At 50.8% G+C, this 15183-nt stretch carries 11 protein-coding genes; 8 read left to right on the top strand and 3 right to left on the bottom strand.

Annotated elements, in window-relative coordinates:
- Positions 1-378 precede the first annotated feature (378 nt).
- The 5 genes from FGS84_RS12470 (at position 379) to FGS84_RS12450 (ending at position 6940) form a co-directional block, all read left to right on the top strand.
- A complete protein-coding gene (locus FGS84_RS12470) occupies positions 379-1212 on the top strand; it encodes a cell wall hydrolase (protein ID WP_138308711.1) in 834 nt (277 codons plus the stop codon).
- Between the two features lie 118 nt (positions 1213-1330).
- On the top strand, positions 1331-1795 hold the full coding sequence (locus FGS84_RS12465) for a YhcH/YjgK/YiaL family protein (RefSeq protein WP_138308708.1): 465 nt from the start codon (positions 1331-1333) through the stop codon (positions 1793-1795).
- A 214-nt stretch (positions 1796-2009) separates the two neighbouring features.
- Positions 2010-3614, top strand: a complete 1605-nt coding sequence (pckA, locus tag FGS84_RS12460; RefSeq protein WP_138309025.1) for a phosphoenolpyruvate carboxykinase (ATP) — start codon at positions 2010-2012, stop codon at positions 3612-3614.
- Between the two features lie 232 nt (positions 3615-3846).
- Positions 3847-4950: a DUF4349 domain-containing protein gene (locus FGS84_RS12455; RefSeq protein ID WP_138308706.1), complete on the top strand. Its 1104-nt coding sequence runs from the start codon at positions 3847-3849 to the stop codon at positions 4948-4950.
- A gap of 127 nt (positions 4951-5077) precedes the next feature.
- Positions 5078-6940: an AAA family ATPase gene (locus tag FGS84_RS12450; protein ID WP_138308704.1), complete on the top strand. Its 1863-nt coding sequence runs from the start codon at positions 5078-5080 to the stop codon at positions 6938-6940.
- A gap of 102 nt (positions 6941-7042) precedes the next feature.
- Here the strand turns inward: FGS84_RS12450 and FGS84_RS12445 are convergent, their stop codons facing one another.
- The 3 genes from FGS84_RS12445 to FGS84_RS12435 all read right to left on the bottom strand — a co-directional run bounded on the left by FGS84_RS12445 (position 7043) and on the right by FGS84_RS12435 (position 11163).
- Positions 7043-8482 carry a carbon starvation CstA family protein gene (locus FGS84_RS12445; protein ID WP_138308702.1) on the bottom strand — a complete coding sequence of 480 codons (1440 nt, stop codon included), beginning with the start codon at positions 8480-8482 and terminating at the stop codon, positions 7043-7045.
- A gap of 157 nt (positions 8483-8639) precedes the next feature.
- A complete protein-coding gene (locus tag FGS84_RS12440) occupies positions 8640-9443 on the bottom strand; it encodes a LytTR family DNA-binding domain-containing protein (protein WP_138308700.1) in 804 nt (267 codons plus the stop codon).
- Positions 9424-11163, bottom strand: a complete 1740-nt coding sequence (locus FGS84_RS12435; protein WP_138308698.1) for a LytS/YhcK type 5TM receptor domain-containing protein — start codon at positions 11161-11163, stop codon at positions 9424-9426. The genes FGS84_RS12440 and FGS84_RS12435 overlap by 20 nt, the downstream gene beginning before the upstream one ends.
- Before the next feature lie 238 nt (positions 11164-11401).
- Between FGS84_RS12435 and FGS84_RS12430 the strand changes: the two genes are divergently transcribed.
- From FGS84_RS12430 to FGS84_RS12420, 3 genes are read left to right on the top strand one after another with little or no spacing between them, the layout of a single operon-like run.
- Complete coding sequence (locus tag FGS84_RS12430) at positions 11402-11794, top strand: GntR family transcriptional regulator (RefSeq protein ID WP_138308696.1); 393 nt, start codon at positions 11402-11404, stop codon at positions 11792-11794.
- Positions 11787-12686: an ABC transporter ATP-binding protein gene (locus FGS84_RS12425; protein WP_138308693.1), complete on the top strand. Its 900-nt coding sequence runs from the start codon at positions 11787-11789 to the stop codon at positions 12684-12686. Before FGS84_RS12430 ends, FGS84_RS12425 begins: the two co-directional genes overlap by 8 nt.
- Positions 12661-15072, top strand: coding sequence for a DUF6449 domain-containing protein (locus FGS84_RS12420; protein ID WP_138308691.1), 2412 nt, complete (start codon positions 12661-12663; stop codon positions 15070-15072). Before FGS84_RS12425 ends, FGS84_RS12420 begins: the two co-directional genes overlap by 26 nt.
- Positions 15073-15183 lie beyond the last annotated feature (111 nt).

The raw sequence follows: 15183 nt of genomic DNA, 5'->3' as shown, positions 1-15183 counted from the left end.
TATAAAATGTAAAAAATGAATTATTATGGTATAAAATGATTAACATAATTAAAATTACAAAAATAGGAAATCAGATAACATGTTTAAAAGTTAATAATAATGTAATATAAATGTAAAAGTAAAGCTGGCAAGATGTACAATTTATAAAGCTTATTTACTAGAAAACTGTAGTAAATATATAAAAAATATTACAAATGTTTCAAAAGTGAGAAAAAATGTAACAAAATTGTTAAATCTCCATTGACGCGAAAAGTCAAATCCCATATAATTAGCCATACATCCCGGAAAAACATGCACAAAGTGGGAGATACCCACTGCATAAAATTTTGAGAATGGTATCCGTGCAGAACTGCGCGGAACCAGGAAAGAGGAGTATGTATGCTTACATTACATTCATTCCTTCGTTCGGTACTGCTCTTTGTTAAGTCACTGACTGTGAAAGTAACAAAGCAGATGTACCGTTCCTCATCCGTGGTAATGGCTGGTATGATGGTAGTGGCTGTTATTGCATTTTCAGCCAATGGGTTTGGCGGAGGGGGTAGGAACGCCCTTGCAGCGCCCATGGTAAATGAAAGTGAAGCCGTGGACACGGAGGCAGAGGAAGAAGAAGGAAGCGGTCTGGTTACTGAAGCAAAAATACAATCCGGACTTTTAAATACAGACAGTGAAGGCCAGCATCTGGCCGGTGCGCTGCTGGAAGCGGATGTCCGAGAGAAACAGAGAAAGCAGGCAGCGGCACAGACCCAGATTGAGACACTTCAGAAACAGATATTAAAAGAAAAACAGGAAGAGGAAGCCAGGAAAAAGGCGGAGGAAGAACGCCGGGCAGCCAGACGGATTAAATATACGGACGAAGACTACCAGGTGCTCCTGCGCATTGTCCAGGCAGAAGCAGGCATCTGCGACCCCAAGGGAAAGATTCTGGTCGCGGATGTAATCATAAACCGTGTGCTGTCAGGGAAATTCCCGGACAGTGTAAAGGCAGTTGTATACCAGCCATCCCAGTTTCAGCCTGTATCCAACGGCACCATCAACACGGTAAAGGTCACTGCAGAAACCATTGAATGTGTGGACCGGGCCCTGTCCGGCGAGGATTATTCCAATGGAGCCCTGTATTTCATGAACAGAAGGGCATCGGGCAGCGCGGCTTCCTGGTTTGACAGGCGCCTGACCTACCTTTTTGCCCATGACGGCCATGAGTTCTTCAGATAATTACCCGGAAACAATCTGCGGGACATGGCATTATGAAAAAAAGGATTGAGTTTCCTGTGGCTTTAGGTGTATACTAGGGTATGCTTGAAAATCGAAACGCCACAAAGGAGAATGGAATATGATTTTTGATGAGAAGAAGAACTTGGATTTTTACAGAAATTTAGGGATTGAAGGCAGATATGCCAAGGCCGTGGATTTCCTTAAGAATACGGACCTTGAGGCATTGGAGCCGGGAAAGTATGAGATTGACGGCAAGAACGTATACGCCAATGTCACGGCCTATACCACCATTCCGTGGGACGAGGCCAAATATGAAGCCCATGAGCACTATACCGATATCCAGTATGTGATTGAGGGAAGCGAAATCATGAGCTATGCGCCGGTACATGAGATGACGGTTAAGGTTCCCTATAATCCGGATAAGGATGTGGTATTCTTTGAAAACACCACCCCCGGACTTCAGGTTGTGACCGGAGCCGGACAGTATCTGATTTTCAATCCATGGGATGCCCATAAGCCAAAGGCTGCCAACGGAGAGCCTGCGCCTATTAAAAAGGTGATTGTAAAAATCAAAGAGGACTAAAGCGCATCATAAGACGTATTATAAAAAGATAATTAAAGGCATCACCACAAAGGCCGGCCTGCTGTATCTGGAATCAGCAGACCGGCGCTTTTTTATGCCTGCTTGTGCCCCTTTCATGTTTGCTAATATTTTGTTAATTGAAATATTGACTTTTAATTCACAAAATGAGATAATGAAAAAGATTTCGATAAAATGAAAGAGAGGTAAATGAATGATGGCAAATGTAGATTTGAGTCAGTATGGTATTACCGGAACCACAGAAATTGTTTATAATCCTTCCTATGAGATGTTATTCGAAGAAGAGACAAAGCCAACTCTGGAGGGTTATGAAAAAGGCCAGGTAAGCGAGCTTGGCGCAGTGAACGTCATGACTGGCATTTACACAGGTCGTTCCCCTAAGGACAAGTTCATTGTTATGGATGAGAACTCAAAGGACACTGTATGGTGGACAACGGATGAGTACAAGAATGATAACCATCCAGCCAGCCAGGAAGCATGGGATACGGTAAAGAAGATTGCCCTGGAAGAACTTTCCAATAAGAGACTGTTTGTCGTAGATGCATTCTGTGGAGCAAACAAAGACACCCGCATGGCAATCCGCTTCATTGTTGAGGTTGCATGGCAGGCTCATTTCGTAAAAAACATGTTTATCCAGCCAAGCGCAGAGGAACTGGAAAACTTCACGCCTGATTTCGTTGTATATAATGCTTCCAAAGCAAAAGTAGAGAATTACAAGGAGTTGGGCCTGAATTCCGAGACAGCTGCAATGTTCAACATCACCAGCCGCGAGCAGGTTATTGTGAACACATGGTACGGCGGAGAGATGAAGAAGGGTATGTTCTCAATGATGAACTACTATCTGCCTCTGAAGGGCATTGCTTCCATGCACTGTTCTGCCAACACAGATATGAACGGTGAGAATACCGCTATCTTCTTCGGACTTTCCGGAACAGGCAAGACCACTCTTTCAACAGACCCCAAGCGTCTTCTTATCGGTGATGACGAGCATGGCTGGGATGACAACGGCGTATTTAACTTCGAGGGCGGATGCTATGCAAAGGTAATCAACCTGGATAAGGATTCCGAGCCTGACATCTATAATGCAATCAAGCGTGATGCCCTTTTGGAAAATGTTACACTTGACGCTGACGGCAAGATTGACTTTGATGACAAGAGCGTGACTGAGAATACACGTGTATCCTATCCGATTGACCATATTGAGAAGATTGTTCGTCCGGTATCAGCTGCTCCGGCTGCAAAGGATGTTATCTTCCTGTCAGCAGATGCGTTCGGCGTACTGCCTCCCGTATCCATTCTGACTCCTGAGCAGACACAGTATTATTTCCTGTCCGGATTTACAGCAAAGCTTGCCGGTACAGAGCGTGGAATTACAGAGCCAACACCTACATTCTCAGCATGCTTCGGACAGGCTTTCCTGGAACTGCATCCAACCAAGTATGCAGAGGAGCTTGTTAAGAGAATGGAGAAGAGCGGTGCAAAGGCATACCTTGTTAACACCGGCTGGAATGGAACAGGCAAGCGTATCTCCATTCGCGACACCCGCGGCATCATTGATGCGATTCTTGACGGCTCCATTGCAAAGGCTCCAACCAAGCAGCTTCCATTCTTTAACTTTGAGATTCCTACCGAGCTTCCAGGGGTAGACCCGAAGATTCTTGACCCGCGTGATACATACGCAGAGGTTTCCCAGTGGGAGGAAAAAGCAAAAGACCTGGCACAGCGTTTTGTAAAGAACTTTGCAAAATATGAGGGCAATGAAGCAGGAAAGGCACTGGTTGTTGCTGGTCCCCAGTTATAATTCCAATTAAACCGTCACTCTGCCCTGGGGCGGAGGGATAGCGCCATAGAATGGGAACCGGACAGCTGACCCCAAAGGTCGGCTGCCCGGTTCCTTTTGCGTGGCGAAGATGGTTCTGGAAGCCCGCGGGCCGGTATTTCTTAATATTTCCTACTGTTTCTTAAGTCTCATTTACGTCCATTGAAAGGCTGATTTTTTCATGGTAACATGAAGCCATAAAGGAGGATGGGTTATGAAAAAATGGAACATGGGACATTCAGGAAGACTGGGGGCGGCCGTTGTCCTGATGGCGGTCATCTCACTGCTTTCACTGTCAGGCTGTGCAAGCAAGTCGGCCAACACATCTGCCAGGGCGGAGACTGCGGCGGCTGCAAGATATGTGGAGACTGCGGGGGCAGGGCAGTACATGGAGGCTCTGCCGGAAGAAGACGCCGGCACAGAAATGCAGGAGAGCGGAAGCGGGATTTCGTCCACAGCGGATATGGGCAGTCTGGCGGACGCAGGCAGGAAGCTGATACGGGATGTGAGCATGAACGTGGAGGCCAGGGATTTTGACGGTGTCCTCTCACAGATTACCGGCAAAGTAAGGGAGCTGGGCGGTTACGTGGAATCATCTGATGTGTCGGGAATCAGCGTCAGCTCTTACGGCGGCAGCCAGCAGCGTTATGCAGACATCAAGGCCAGGATTCCGGCTGACAAACTGGACCGCTTTGTGGAGATTGTGGAGGGCGCCGGAAATGTGACCAGCAAGCAGGAACAGGTGACGGATGTGACCCTTCAGTATTCAGATGTACAGAGCCGCAAGAAGTCACTGGAGATTGAACAGGAACGGCTTTGGGCCCTGCTGGAGAAGGCGGACACGCTGGATGCCGTGGTGGCGCTGGAAGCACGGCTGTCGGAAATACGCTATGAGCTGGAGTCCTACACATCACAGCTGCGTCTCTATGACAACCAGGTGGACTACAGTACGGTGTCCATCTATATGATGGAGGTAAAGGACCTTACCCCCACTGCGCCTGACAGCATTGGAACCAGGATTCAGAAAGGCTTTAACCGGAGTCTGAACAACCTGACGGAGGCCGCGGTTGACCTGATTGTGTGGCTGGCTTCCAACAGTCCCGTCCTGCTGGTGCTGGCTGTCATAATTGCGGCGGCTGTTCTCATCGCCAAAAGGGCGGGCCGTAGGAGCGGAGGCAGGAACCGTCCGGGAAGCAGTGTCTTTATTTTCCGCGGTGATAATACAGGGAAGAAAAAAGAAAAAGACAGCAGGGAAAAGCAGGCTGGGGAAGAACGGACAGAGAAAGAAGGGACAGAGAAAGAACAGGCGGAGAAGTAGCATGTAAACAAAAAGGCCAGAAAACAAAATAAAAGGCAGGGCGCACCCGGTAAAAACGGGCTTGTGCCCTGCCTTTTAATGACGTATACTCATAGTAACAATACACACCCGGAGAAAGGAGGCTCCCATGCAGCTCACCTATCTGCATATACATAATTTTAAATCCATCCGAAGCATGGAAATCCGTGATATTGACAGGGCGCTGATTTTCGTTGGAAAAAATAATACAGGAAAGACCTCGGTGCTGGATGCAGTCTGCGCAGTGTGCGGCTGCTATGAGATTCAGGACAGGGATTTTAACGAGAACCGCCAGGCTATACGGATTGACGCCTGTTTTTCCATAGAGGAGGAGGACCTGCATCTGTTTCACCATATGGGTGTTGTCAGCCAGTACAGGCGCTATGATGTGTGGCGCAGGGTGTTTTCTGAGCGGCTGCCCTCCTTTCAGAATGGGGAATTGTCCTTTACCTTCCACGTGAACCAGGACGGCAGGGTGCGTTACGAGGATTTGTACCGGAAGAATAACCCCTACATCCATATGGTAATGCCGCGCATCTACCGTATCAATGCGGAGCGGGAGCTGAACCAGCTGCAGAACGACCTGCTGATGTTCCAGGAGGACGAGGAACTGCGGAGACTGCGCTCCGGCAGCTGCATGTTTGAGCGGGCAAAGAAATGCAACCATTGTTTCCAATGCATTGGCCTGGTTAATCAGAAAAAGCCGGAAGAGCTTACTGCCTTTGAGACGGCCCGCCTGCTGGAGTTTAAGATATATCAGCTGAACCTGAGCGGGTTTTCCAGGAAGGTCAATGAGAATTTCTTTAAAAACGGCGGATATGAGGAGATACAGTATACCCTGAATTGTGATGCGGACCAGCTTTTCACCGTGGAGGTAACGGCACACAACCGCCAGAGGGGCAGCGTAAAGCCGGTGGAGCTGATGGGAAAGGGTATGCGCAGCATTTATATGCTGTCCCTGCTGGAAACCTATATCAGTGAACCGGGCAGGATTCCAAGCATTATTGTGGTGGAGGACCCGGAGATTTTCCTCCATCCCCAGCTTCAGAAGACCTGCAGTGAGATTCTGTACCGTCTGTCCAAGAAAAACCAGGTGATTTTTAAGACCCACAGCCCGGACCTGCTGTTTAATTTCAGTATACGCCAGATACGGCAGGTGGTGCTGGATGAGGAGCGGTATTCAGTGGTACGCCCCAAGACTAATATGAGCGGGATACTGGACGACCTGGGATACGGGGCCAATGACCTTTTAAATGTCAGTTTTGTGTTTATCGTGGAGGGAAAACAGGATAAGAGCCGCCTGCCGCTGCTTCTGGAGAAGTATTATTCCGAGATATACAATGAGGAGGGGAATCTGTACCGTATTTCCATCATCACTACGAACAGCTGCACCAACATAAAGACCTATGCCAATTTAAAGTATATGAACCAGGTCTACCTGCGCGACCAGTTTCTGATGATACGGGATGGGGACGGCAGGGACCCGGAGGAGCTGGCATCGCAGCTGTGCAGGTATTATGACGAGCGCAATAGGGAGGATGTGGACCGCCTGCCCAAGGTGACCCGGAGGAATGTGCTGATTTTAAAGTATTATTCCTTTGAGAATTATTTCTTTAATCCGGCTGTTATGGTCCGTCTGGGAATCGTGGAAAGCGAGGATGCCTTTTATGGGACACTCTACGGCAAATGGCGGGAATATCTGTACCGCATTCGCAGCGGGCAGCAGCTGATGGAAGTGCTGGGACGGGATTTCTCATCCCCGGAGGATATGAAGGACCACATGGAAGAGGTGCGCACCTATCTCAGGGGCCATAATCTCTATGATATATTTTACGGTCCCTTTAAGGAACGGGAGAAGGAGATACTGAGGGCCTACATTGACCTGGCTCCCAGGGAGGATTTTAAGGATATTCTGGATGCCATTGACCGGTTTGTGTATTTTGACAGCCGGAAGAGGCCCGGAGATAAATAGAAAGCAGGGAAGAATATAACAGAAAAAGGGCGCCGCCCATGGCCGGACAGAACCGGCCGTGGACAGCGCTTCTTTTATATGAATCAAGGTATACTGGTTCTCTTAAACTGCATAGGGCTCTTCAACAGCAGGGCTGTCTGCGTTCTTTCCTTTTTTCATCACGCAGGTGTACACAAAGGTTCCCAGGCATACGGCGGCAAAGAGGATGCCGGCTGGATAGGCAATGGCGGTAGAGAGCTGGAAGCCTTCCTTTGCCATGAGGATATAGGTGCAGGAAACAGCCGACATGAAGGTGGCCGGAAGGGCGGTGAGCCAGTAAAAACGTTTTCTGCGGAACAGATACACGCTGGCAGCCCACAGGGCAATCATGGCCAGTGTCTGGTTGCTCCAGGAGAAATATCTCCACACCACCTGTACATCCACCTGGGTCAGGACAGCGCCAACGGCCAGCAGCGGAACGGTTAAGGCGAGACGGTTCTTAATGGGCTTCTGGTCAATCTTAAACCAGTCCGCCAGGGTCAGCCTTGCACTGCGGTAAGCAGTATCTGCTGAAGAGATAGGGCAGGCGATAACGCCAATCATGGCGATGACAGCGCCTACAGGTCCCAGGAGCTTGAAGCAGATTTCATATACAACGCTGGACTGTCCGTTGCCAAGTGCCTCTAACAGACCGCCGGTGCCGTTATAGAATGCAACTCCTGCAGCGGCCCAGATAAGGGCGATGACACCTTCCGCTACCATGGCTCCGTAGAACACCTTGCGGCCGTCCTTTTCATTGGTAAGACACCGCGCCATCAGTGGGGACTGGGTTGCATGGAAACCGGAGATGGCGCCGCAGGCAACAGAGATGAACATGGTGGGCCATATAGGGGTGCCTGCAGGATGCAGGTTGGACAGGGTAATCTCAGGAATGTGATAGCCGCCGAGTATGATGGCTCCTCCCACGCCCAGCGCCATGACAATAAGGCAGACTCCAAACACAGGATAAATCTTTCCGATAACCTTATCAATGGGAACAAAGGTTGCTATGAAGTAATAAATCAATACCACTGCCAGCCAGAATTTGGCATCCAGCACATTGGGGGTCAGCATGGCAAGCAGGTTGGCGGGGCCGGTGGAAAAGCTTACGCCTACCAGTACCAGAAGGACCACGGAAAATACACGCATAACCTGTTTCATGGCGTTGCCCAGATATGTACCTGTCAGCTCAGACACGCTGGCTCCCTTGTGGCGCATGGACATCATGCCTACCATATAGTCATGGACGCCTCCGCCTAATAGTGTACCGAAGGTAATCCACAGAAATACGCTGGGGCCCCAGCAGGCGCCGGCCAGTGCTCCGAAGATGGGCCCCAGACCAGCAATGTTCAGCAGCTGAATCAGGAATATACGGGGGGTTCCCATGGGCACATAGTCACTTCCGTCTGTCATGGACAATGCCGGCGGCTTTCTGTCATCCGGGCCAAATACCTTTTCAGCCACCTTGCTGTAGAACATGAATCCGATAATTAAAATTGCCAGACATACAAAAAAACTAATCATATACCTACCTCCTATGTATTTCTTGTATTTGTCATAATTATACAATAATAGGAGGAAAAGTGAATATTTTTTGTACCAACTGTGTGGAGGGGTGCGCAAACAGTAGAAAAAGGTTCATAAACGGATGGCGGTTTGCCCGGGATTGCGTGTAGAGGAATCAGAATCCAATGAGCTGGCGCAGCATTTTTGATTTTTCCCTGCTCACAGGAAGAATGTTCTTCTCATACCCCTGCATCTTCACGGCCAGGCTGTTGTTGGCCCAGGGGAACAGTTCGGTGATATAGTTAAGGTTTACCAGATAGCTCTTGTGTATACGGCAGAAACCATGGGAGGCCAGACGCCTCTCATATTCTCCCAAAAGCAGATTTTCCGTGTAGTCCCGTTCAGTGGTGTGGATGATGCAGCTCCTTCCCGCGGTTTCTATGTATACAATCTGCTGTATATCCACCAGTATAATGGTCCTGTTTATGTTAATGGCCATGCGGCCGGAGGGAAAGGCAGCTGCAGCGGGTTCTCCTGTTTCCTGTGAGACAGCATATGAGGTCTGCCTGTACGGTTCGATGCAGGACTGGATATCAGAAGCAGTAAGGGTCTGGTTTTTCCGAAGGTCCTTTTGGCATTTTTCCAAAACGCGGCGCACACGGTCCGGGTCAAAGGGCTTTAGGATATAGTTGTTCACGCCCAGCTCAAAGGCCCTGACTCCATACTGGGAGTAAGCGGTGGCAAACACAATCTGGGCGTCGGGAAGAATGCGTCTGGCAGCTGCCGCCAGAGTGGTGCCTTCCATGTCCCCCAGATTGATATCCACGAACAGCAGGTCAAATGTCTGCCGGCTGATGAGTTCAATGGCAGAGGCGCCGCTGTCGGCTTCCTCAATCTGGCTGTCCGGCATGGCGTCCAGAATCTGATGGACCAGTTCCTTTCGTGCGGGACGTTCGTCATCAATCACAGCTATCTTCATTGCATGAAACCTCCTGTTTGATTTTCCTGGATGGGTCAGGGCTTTCCTCCGGTTCCAGAGGTATCCTGAACCAGACCCTGGAACCGGACTCCGAAGTCTCTATCTTCAGGCCGTTATCTTCTCCGTATATGCTTTTCAGGCGCTTATGTACATTGGACAGGCCCACGCCCTTTCCAAGGCCCGTGTAAAGACTTAAGACCACTTCCCGGGGGATGCCCTGTCCGTGGTCGGACACAGCAATTTCTGCCATGCCGTCCACACTGTGGGCGCTGATGGAGACATGGCGGGCGCCGGTCCTGTCCCCGCCGTGGCGCACTGCATTTTCCACCAGGGGCTGCAGGATGAAGGAAGGGACCTTGCAGTTAAGGTCGTCCTCCACATCCAGCTCCACAGCCAGCTTTTCTTCAAACCGCGCCTGTTCCAGTTCCAGATAGCTGGCCACATGGTACAGCTCCGTGTGGAGACTGAGCATGTACTGGTCATTTTCCAGGGCCTGGCGGTAGTAGGAGGAAAGGGTGAGAATCAGCTCCCTGGCCCGGTCCGGATTTTCCCGGCATACACATGAAATGGTGTTCAGCGCATTATAGAGGAAGTGGGGATTTACCTGGGACTGGAGCGCCTTAAACTCCGCTTTGCGGCGAAGCTGCTTCTGATAATCCAGGTCTGACAGCTCCAGCTGGGTGGAAAACAGGCGGGCCAGTTCCGAGGCAAAATCCAGGTTGGACTGGGAGGTGTGCCAATGCTTCTTCACCATCATGGTCAGGCTTCCCACTGGTTTGTCCATCTCAATGAGAGGGGCGGCAACAATGATATGGTTTTTCAGAATATGGTACAGAGGGTCTGACTTTTCCGCATAGGAGAAGGTGGTGGGCTTTCTGTCATGGATGGAGCTTAGAATAGGCGCCAGCACAGCCTCATCCCGGAGGACATCGTACCATGCTTCCCCCTTCATGGCCAGAATTTTCTGGGTATCTGTAATCATCACGGCTGCACAGGCAGTGGACCGGTATATGATGTCCGCAGTGGCATCCATATCAGCGGTGCTGTAGAGGCCCTTTCTCAGGTGGGGCAGGCTCTGGTCCACAATGCCCATGGCCAGCCGTATCTTTTCTGCAAACTGGCTGTCCTCCTCCATGAATACCATATTAAAGGTGCCAAGAAACACAACCATGCCCAGGGCGTTCATGATAATCATGGGAAAGGCTATGAGGCGCACCAGGTCCAGGGCAGCCGGGAAGGGGCGGGAGATGAGAAGGATGATAACCATCTGGCCAATCTCCGCCAGGGCCGTAATAAGGAATACCCCGGCCCCGTCAATCTTGCCGGCCTTAAAACGCCTGGAAAAGGCGGAACCGATAAGGCCCTCCACAAAGGTGGAGACAGCACAGCTCACCGCGGTAAAACCTCCGATGTCGAAAAGGTACCGGTGAAGCCCTCCTATGACGGCGGCTCCGATTCCCACATAGGGACCGCCTAAAAGCCCTGCCGCCAGCACGCCGATGACTCTGGTGTTGACAATGGCGCCCTGGGCGCGTACTCCGGTGTAGGTGGAAAAAATGCTGACCAGACCGAAGATGACTGCCAGGGCTGCTCTGCTGCCCATGGCGTGGCTGTCCTCCAGGAGCATGGAGCGCACCATGGGAAGCTTGGTGAGCATGGTGGCTATGAGTACCAGAAGACCTATGTTTAAAAGCAGGTTGAAAAACATGGTGTTGGACATGGCTGACCTCCTTGAGTCGTTCTTACACCAGTATACCAAAAAATGAATCTTAAGAAAATCTTTAATTGTAAATCTTGGAAGACTATGGTAATCTAATGGGGAAGATAACTGTATTAATATACTTAATACAGATAGAACACCAGGAAAAACAGGAAACCCGGCCCGCGGCCTGACGCAAGAGCCATACAGGCTGCGGGCGGGAATCCCGGCATCAAAAAGGGAGAGGGGGAAGGACGGGATGATTGTACTGGATTACAGGGACAGCAGGCCGCTGTATGAGCAGGTGGCGGAGCGGCTCCGGGAACTGATGTTTAAGGGCGCCCTGCCGCAGGATGCACAGCTTCCATCTGTGCGCAGCCTGGCCACAGAGCTGTCCATCAATCCCAATACCATCCAGAGAGCGTATACGGAGCTGGAGCGCCAGGGATATATTTATTCCATCAAAGGCAAGGGCAGCTTTGTGGCGGATAACAGCCGGATGAAGGCTGGAATCCTGAGGGAATGGAAGGGACATTTTAACTCCGCTGTGGAGGAAGGCATAAAGGTAGGCGTCACAGCAGGAGAGATGAAGGAAATGATTGATACGGCCTGCCGGAATCATGCCATGGAAAGGGGAGAGAGTAATGATTGAAGCAGTGAACCTGACAAAGCGGTTTGACGATATCGTGGCAGTGGACCACATAAGTGCCACCATACGGGATGGCAGCGTGTTCGGGCTCATCGGTACCAACGGGGCCGGAAAGTCCACCTTTTTGAGGCTGGCCAGCGGCGTGTTAAAGCCAGACGAGGGATGCATAACCATTGACGGGCATGAGGTATTTGAGAATATCCCGGCAAAGAAGCGTTTTTTCTATATATCGGATGAGCAGTATTTCTTTAATAATACCACTCCTGCGGAGATGATGCGCTATTACCAGAAGGTGTACCAGGGATTTGACGAGGCCCGTTTCCACAAGCTGATGGGAAATTTCGGCCTGGATGAAAAGCGGAAGATTCACACATTTTCCAAGGGCATGAAAAAGCAGGTTTCTGTCATCTGCGGCGTGTGCGCCGGCACGGATTACCTGTTCTGCGATGAAACCTTTGACGGGCTGGACCCGGTAATGCGCCAGGCGGTGAAGAGCATTTTTGCAGCGGATATGGAGGACAGGAACCTGACCCCCATCATTGCATCCCATAACCTGAGGGAGCTGGAGGACATTTGCGACCATGTGGGTCTGCTCCACAAGGGAGGCATCCTTCTGTCAAAGGATTTGGATGACATGAAGCTTAACATCCACAAGGTCCAGTGCGTCCTTAAACCGGATATGAAGCCAGAGGACCTGACGGCCCTTGATATGGTAAATGTGGAACAGAGAGGAAGTCTCTGCACCATCACGGTGCGGGGGAGCAGGGGCGAGGTGGAGGCTGTCATGGCTTCCTATGAGCCGGTATTTTTTGAGTGCATCCCACTGTCCCTGGAAGAAATATTCATCAGTGAAACGGAGGTGGCTGGTTATGACATCAGGAAGCTTATACTTTAAGCTGCTAAAGGAGGATTTCAGAAGAAGGCTGTGGGCCATTGCGCTGGTGTTTCTGGCATTTTTCTTCACCCTTCCCATTGGGCTGGCCCTGAACATGGAGAACGCAGCCAATACCAATTACTACAGGTACAATGATTACATGCCATTTGTCCAGGACGGCACCATGTCTGACCTTCAGTACAAGGAAAGGCTTCTGGAACTGAAGACAGAGGTTGTGTTAAGCGGTGTGGAGTATGGAAACGGGATGATTGCCTTTTTGATGATAACCGCGGCAGTGGTTATGGGCGTGTCCGGCTTTGCCTATCTGCATAACAAGAAAAAAGTGGACTTTTACCACAGCATCCCGGTGAGACGTGAGGCCCTGTTCGGGGCTCAGTTTTCAGGAGGCATATTCATTGTGGGCGCTGCCTATGGGCTTAATCTGCTGCTGCTCCTGGGCGTGGCCTTATCCTACGGCGTGCCTGCGGGCGGGATACTGGGAGCCATGGCCGGTGGATGGGCACTTAATATGCTGTATTACGCCCTGATGTACGCCACAGCCGTGGCAGCCATGATGATGACCGGAAATATAGTGGTAGGCGTTTTGGGAACAGGCGTATTCTATTTCCTGCTGCCGGGAGTCATGCTGCTCCTGTGCTGGTACTGCGGAACATTTTTCGTCACCACGGCCAGATACCTGTGGAGTTCAGAACAGTCGCCCTTTATGTGGGGTGTCAAGTATCTGTCCCCGTTCAGCGTGTATATCAATTCCTTTGGCTGGAAGATGAACGAACTGACAAAACATGTTCCGGAGCTCATCTGTACGGTCCTGGCATTTCTGGCTGTCACCACACTGGATTTGGGGCTGTACCGTAAACGTCCGTCAGAGGCTGCAGGCAAAGCAATGGCATTTAAGAAGTCCATGCCGCCCATCCGTATACTGCTGGTACTGGGAATCGGATTGGCCGGAGGCATGTTCTTCTGGTCGCTGCAGAGCAGGCTGCGCTGGGGATTATTCGGAACCATGGTGTCGGTGGTGCTGACCCACTGTATTGTGGAAATCATCTATCACTTTGATTTTAAGAAGATGTTCTGCCATAAAATGCAGCTGGGGCTGTGCCTGGCTGCGGGAGTTCTGGTATTCCTGAGCTTCCGGTATGACTGGTATGGCTACGATTCCTATATACCGTCCGGAGAAAAAATCCTGTCCGCCAGCCTGGACATCGGCGTGGACACCAACTGGCTCTCAGATAAGACCTTTGAAACAGACAGTGAGGGAAAGCTGCAGATAAGATATGCGGACCCCTATGAATATATAGAAGAAACCATGGTGCTTACCGACAAAGAGGCTGTGTTATCCATGGTGGGAGAGGGCAGGAAACGCGCCCTGGAGCAAAGAGATGAGCGGCTGGGCATACGCAGGGCAGCGGTGGGGGCCGGCGGCTATTATCCCGGTGCAGCCGGCTCCGTCAGCTATATCGGCGGGGCGGACGGTCCCACCTCCATCTTTGTGGCCATGAAGAACGGCAAAGGAGATGATTCAGAGCAGGAAAAATTCGACACCAGTATGACGGTGTGCTACCGCCTGGCAAACGGCCGTGAGGTGAGACGCTCCTACTCCCTGCCCTTGTCAGCTGTGCTGGATGCCTATGCGGCCCTGTACAGACAGGACGCCTACAAGGAGGGCGTGTACAGGATTTTAAACCAGGAGCCCGGACATGTAAGCCAGGTTATGTACAGGGAGGCTGACTGTGTCACGGAGGTGAGCCAGGACAGCCGGGTACAGGAGGCTGTGCTTGCGGCTTACCAGGAGGACATGAGGGAGCTGACCGTGGAGGAACGGCTGGTGGAGATGCCTGTGGGCAGCCTTGCATTTATGACGGACCAGGAAAACAGCTATCTCCTGCAGCAGCGCCAGAAAGCCAGGTCGGCATTTGGCAATATAGCACAGTATCAGGTGGAAGATGTATGCCAGTACTGGCCGGTATACCCATCCTTTAAGCGGACCATTGGACTTCTGAAGGAACAGGGCATGGAGCCTGGCTCTTACCTGGCGCCTGAAAAGGTGGAGCGGATTGCATTTGAGGTGCAGAATTATTTCTATGACCGGAAGGGAGAACTGCCGGAGGGAGAGGAGTTGGAGGAACTTCAGAAAATCAACCCTAACTACCGGGAAGACGGTACCCTTGTATTTGAGGACTCCCAATCCATCCGCCTGCTGATGGGAGCCATTGCAGAGGATGACAGCTGCCGCATGAATTATCTTTGCGAGACAGTTGAGGGAGGCCCCTATTGTACCATAAGGACAGAGAACCAAGTGGGAGTGGGCGGATTGCTTATTAAGAACAGGGTCACGCCTGAGATAGCAGAGCTCTTTAACGGAATTCCTGTAAACAGCGGGAAATAGGGCGGACAGGGCTGGAAACAGAAGCTGAGCCGGAAATAAAAGAAGGATAAAAAAAGCAGGGAACAGACCCCAATCATTTCATTGGTCTGTTCCCTGTTTTTGCAGCAGAAA

Source organism: Clostridium sp. 1001271st1 H5 (assembly GCF_005845215.1).
Lineage (GTDB): Bacteria > Bacillota > Clostridia > Lachnospirales > Lachnospiraceae > Enterocloster.
This window is presented reverse-complemented; position numbering and strand designations above follow the sequence as displayed.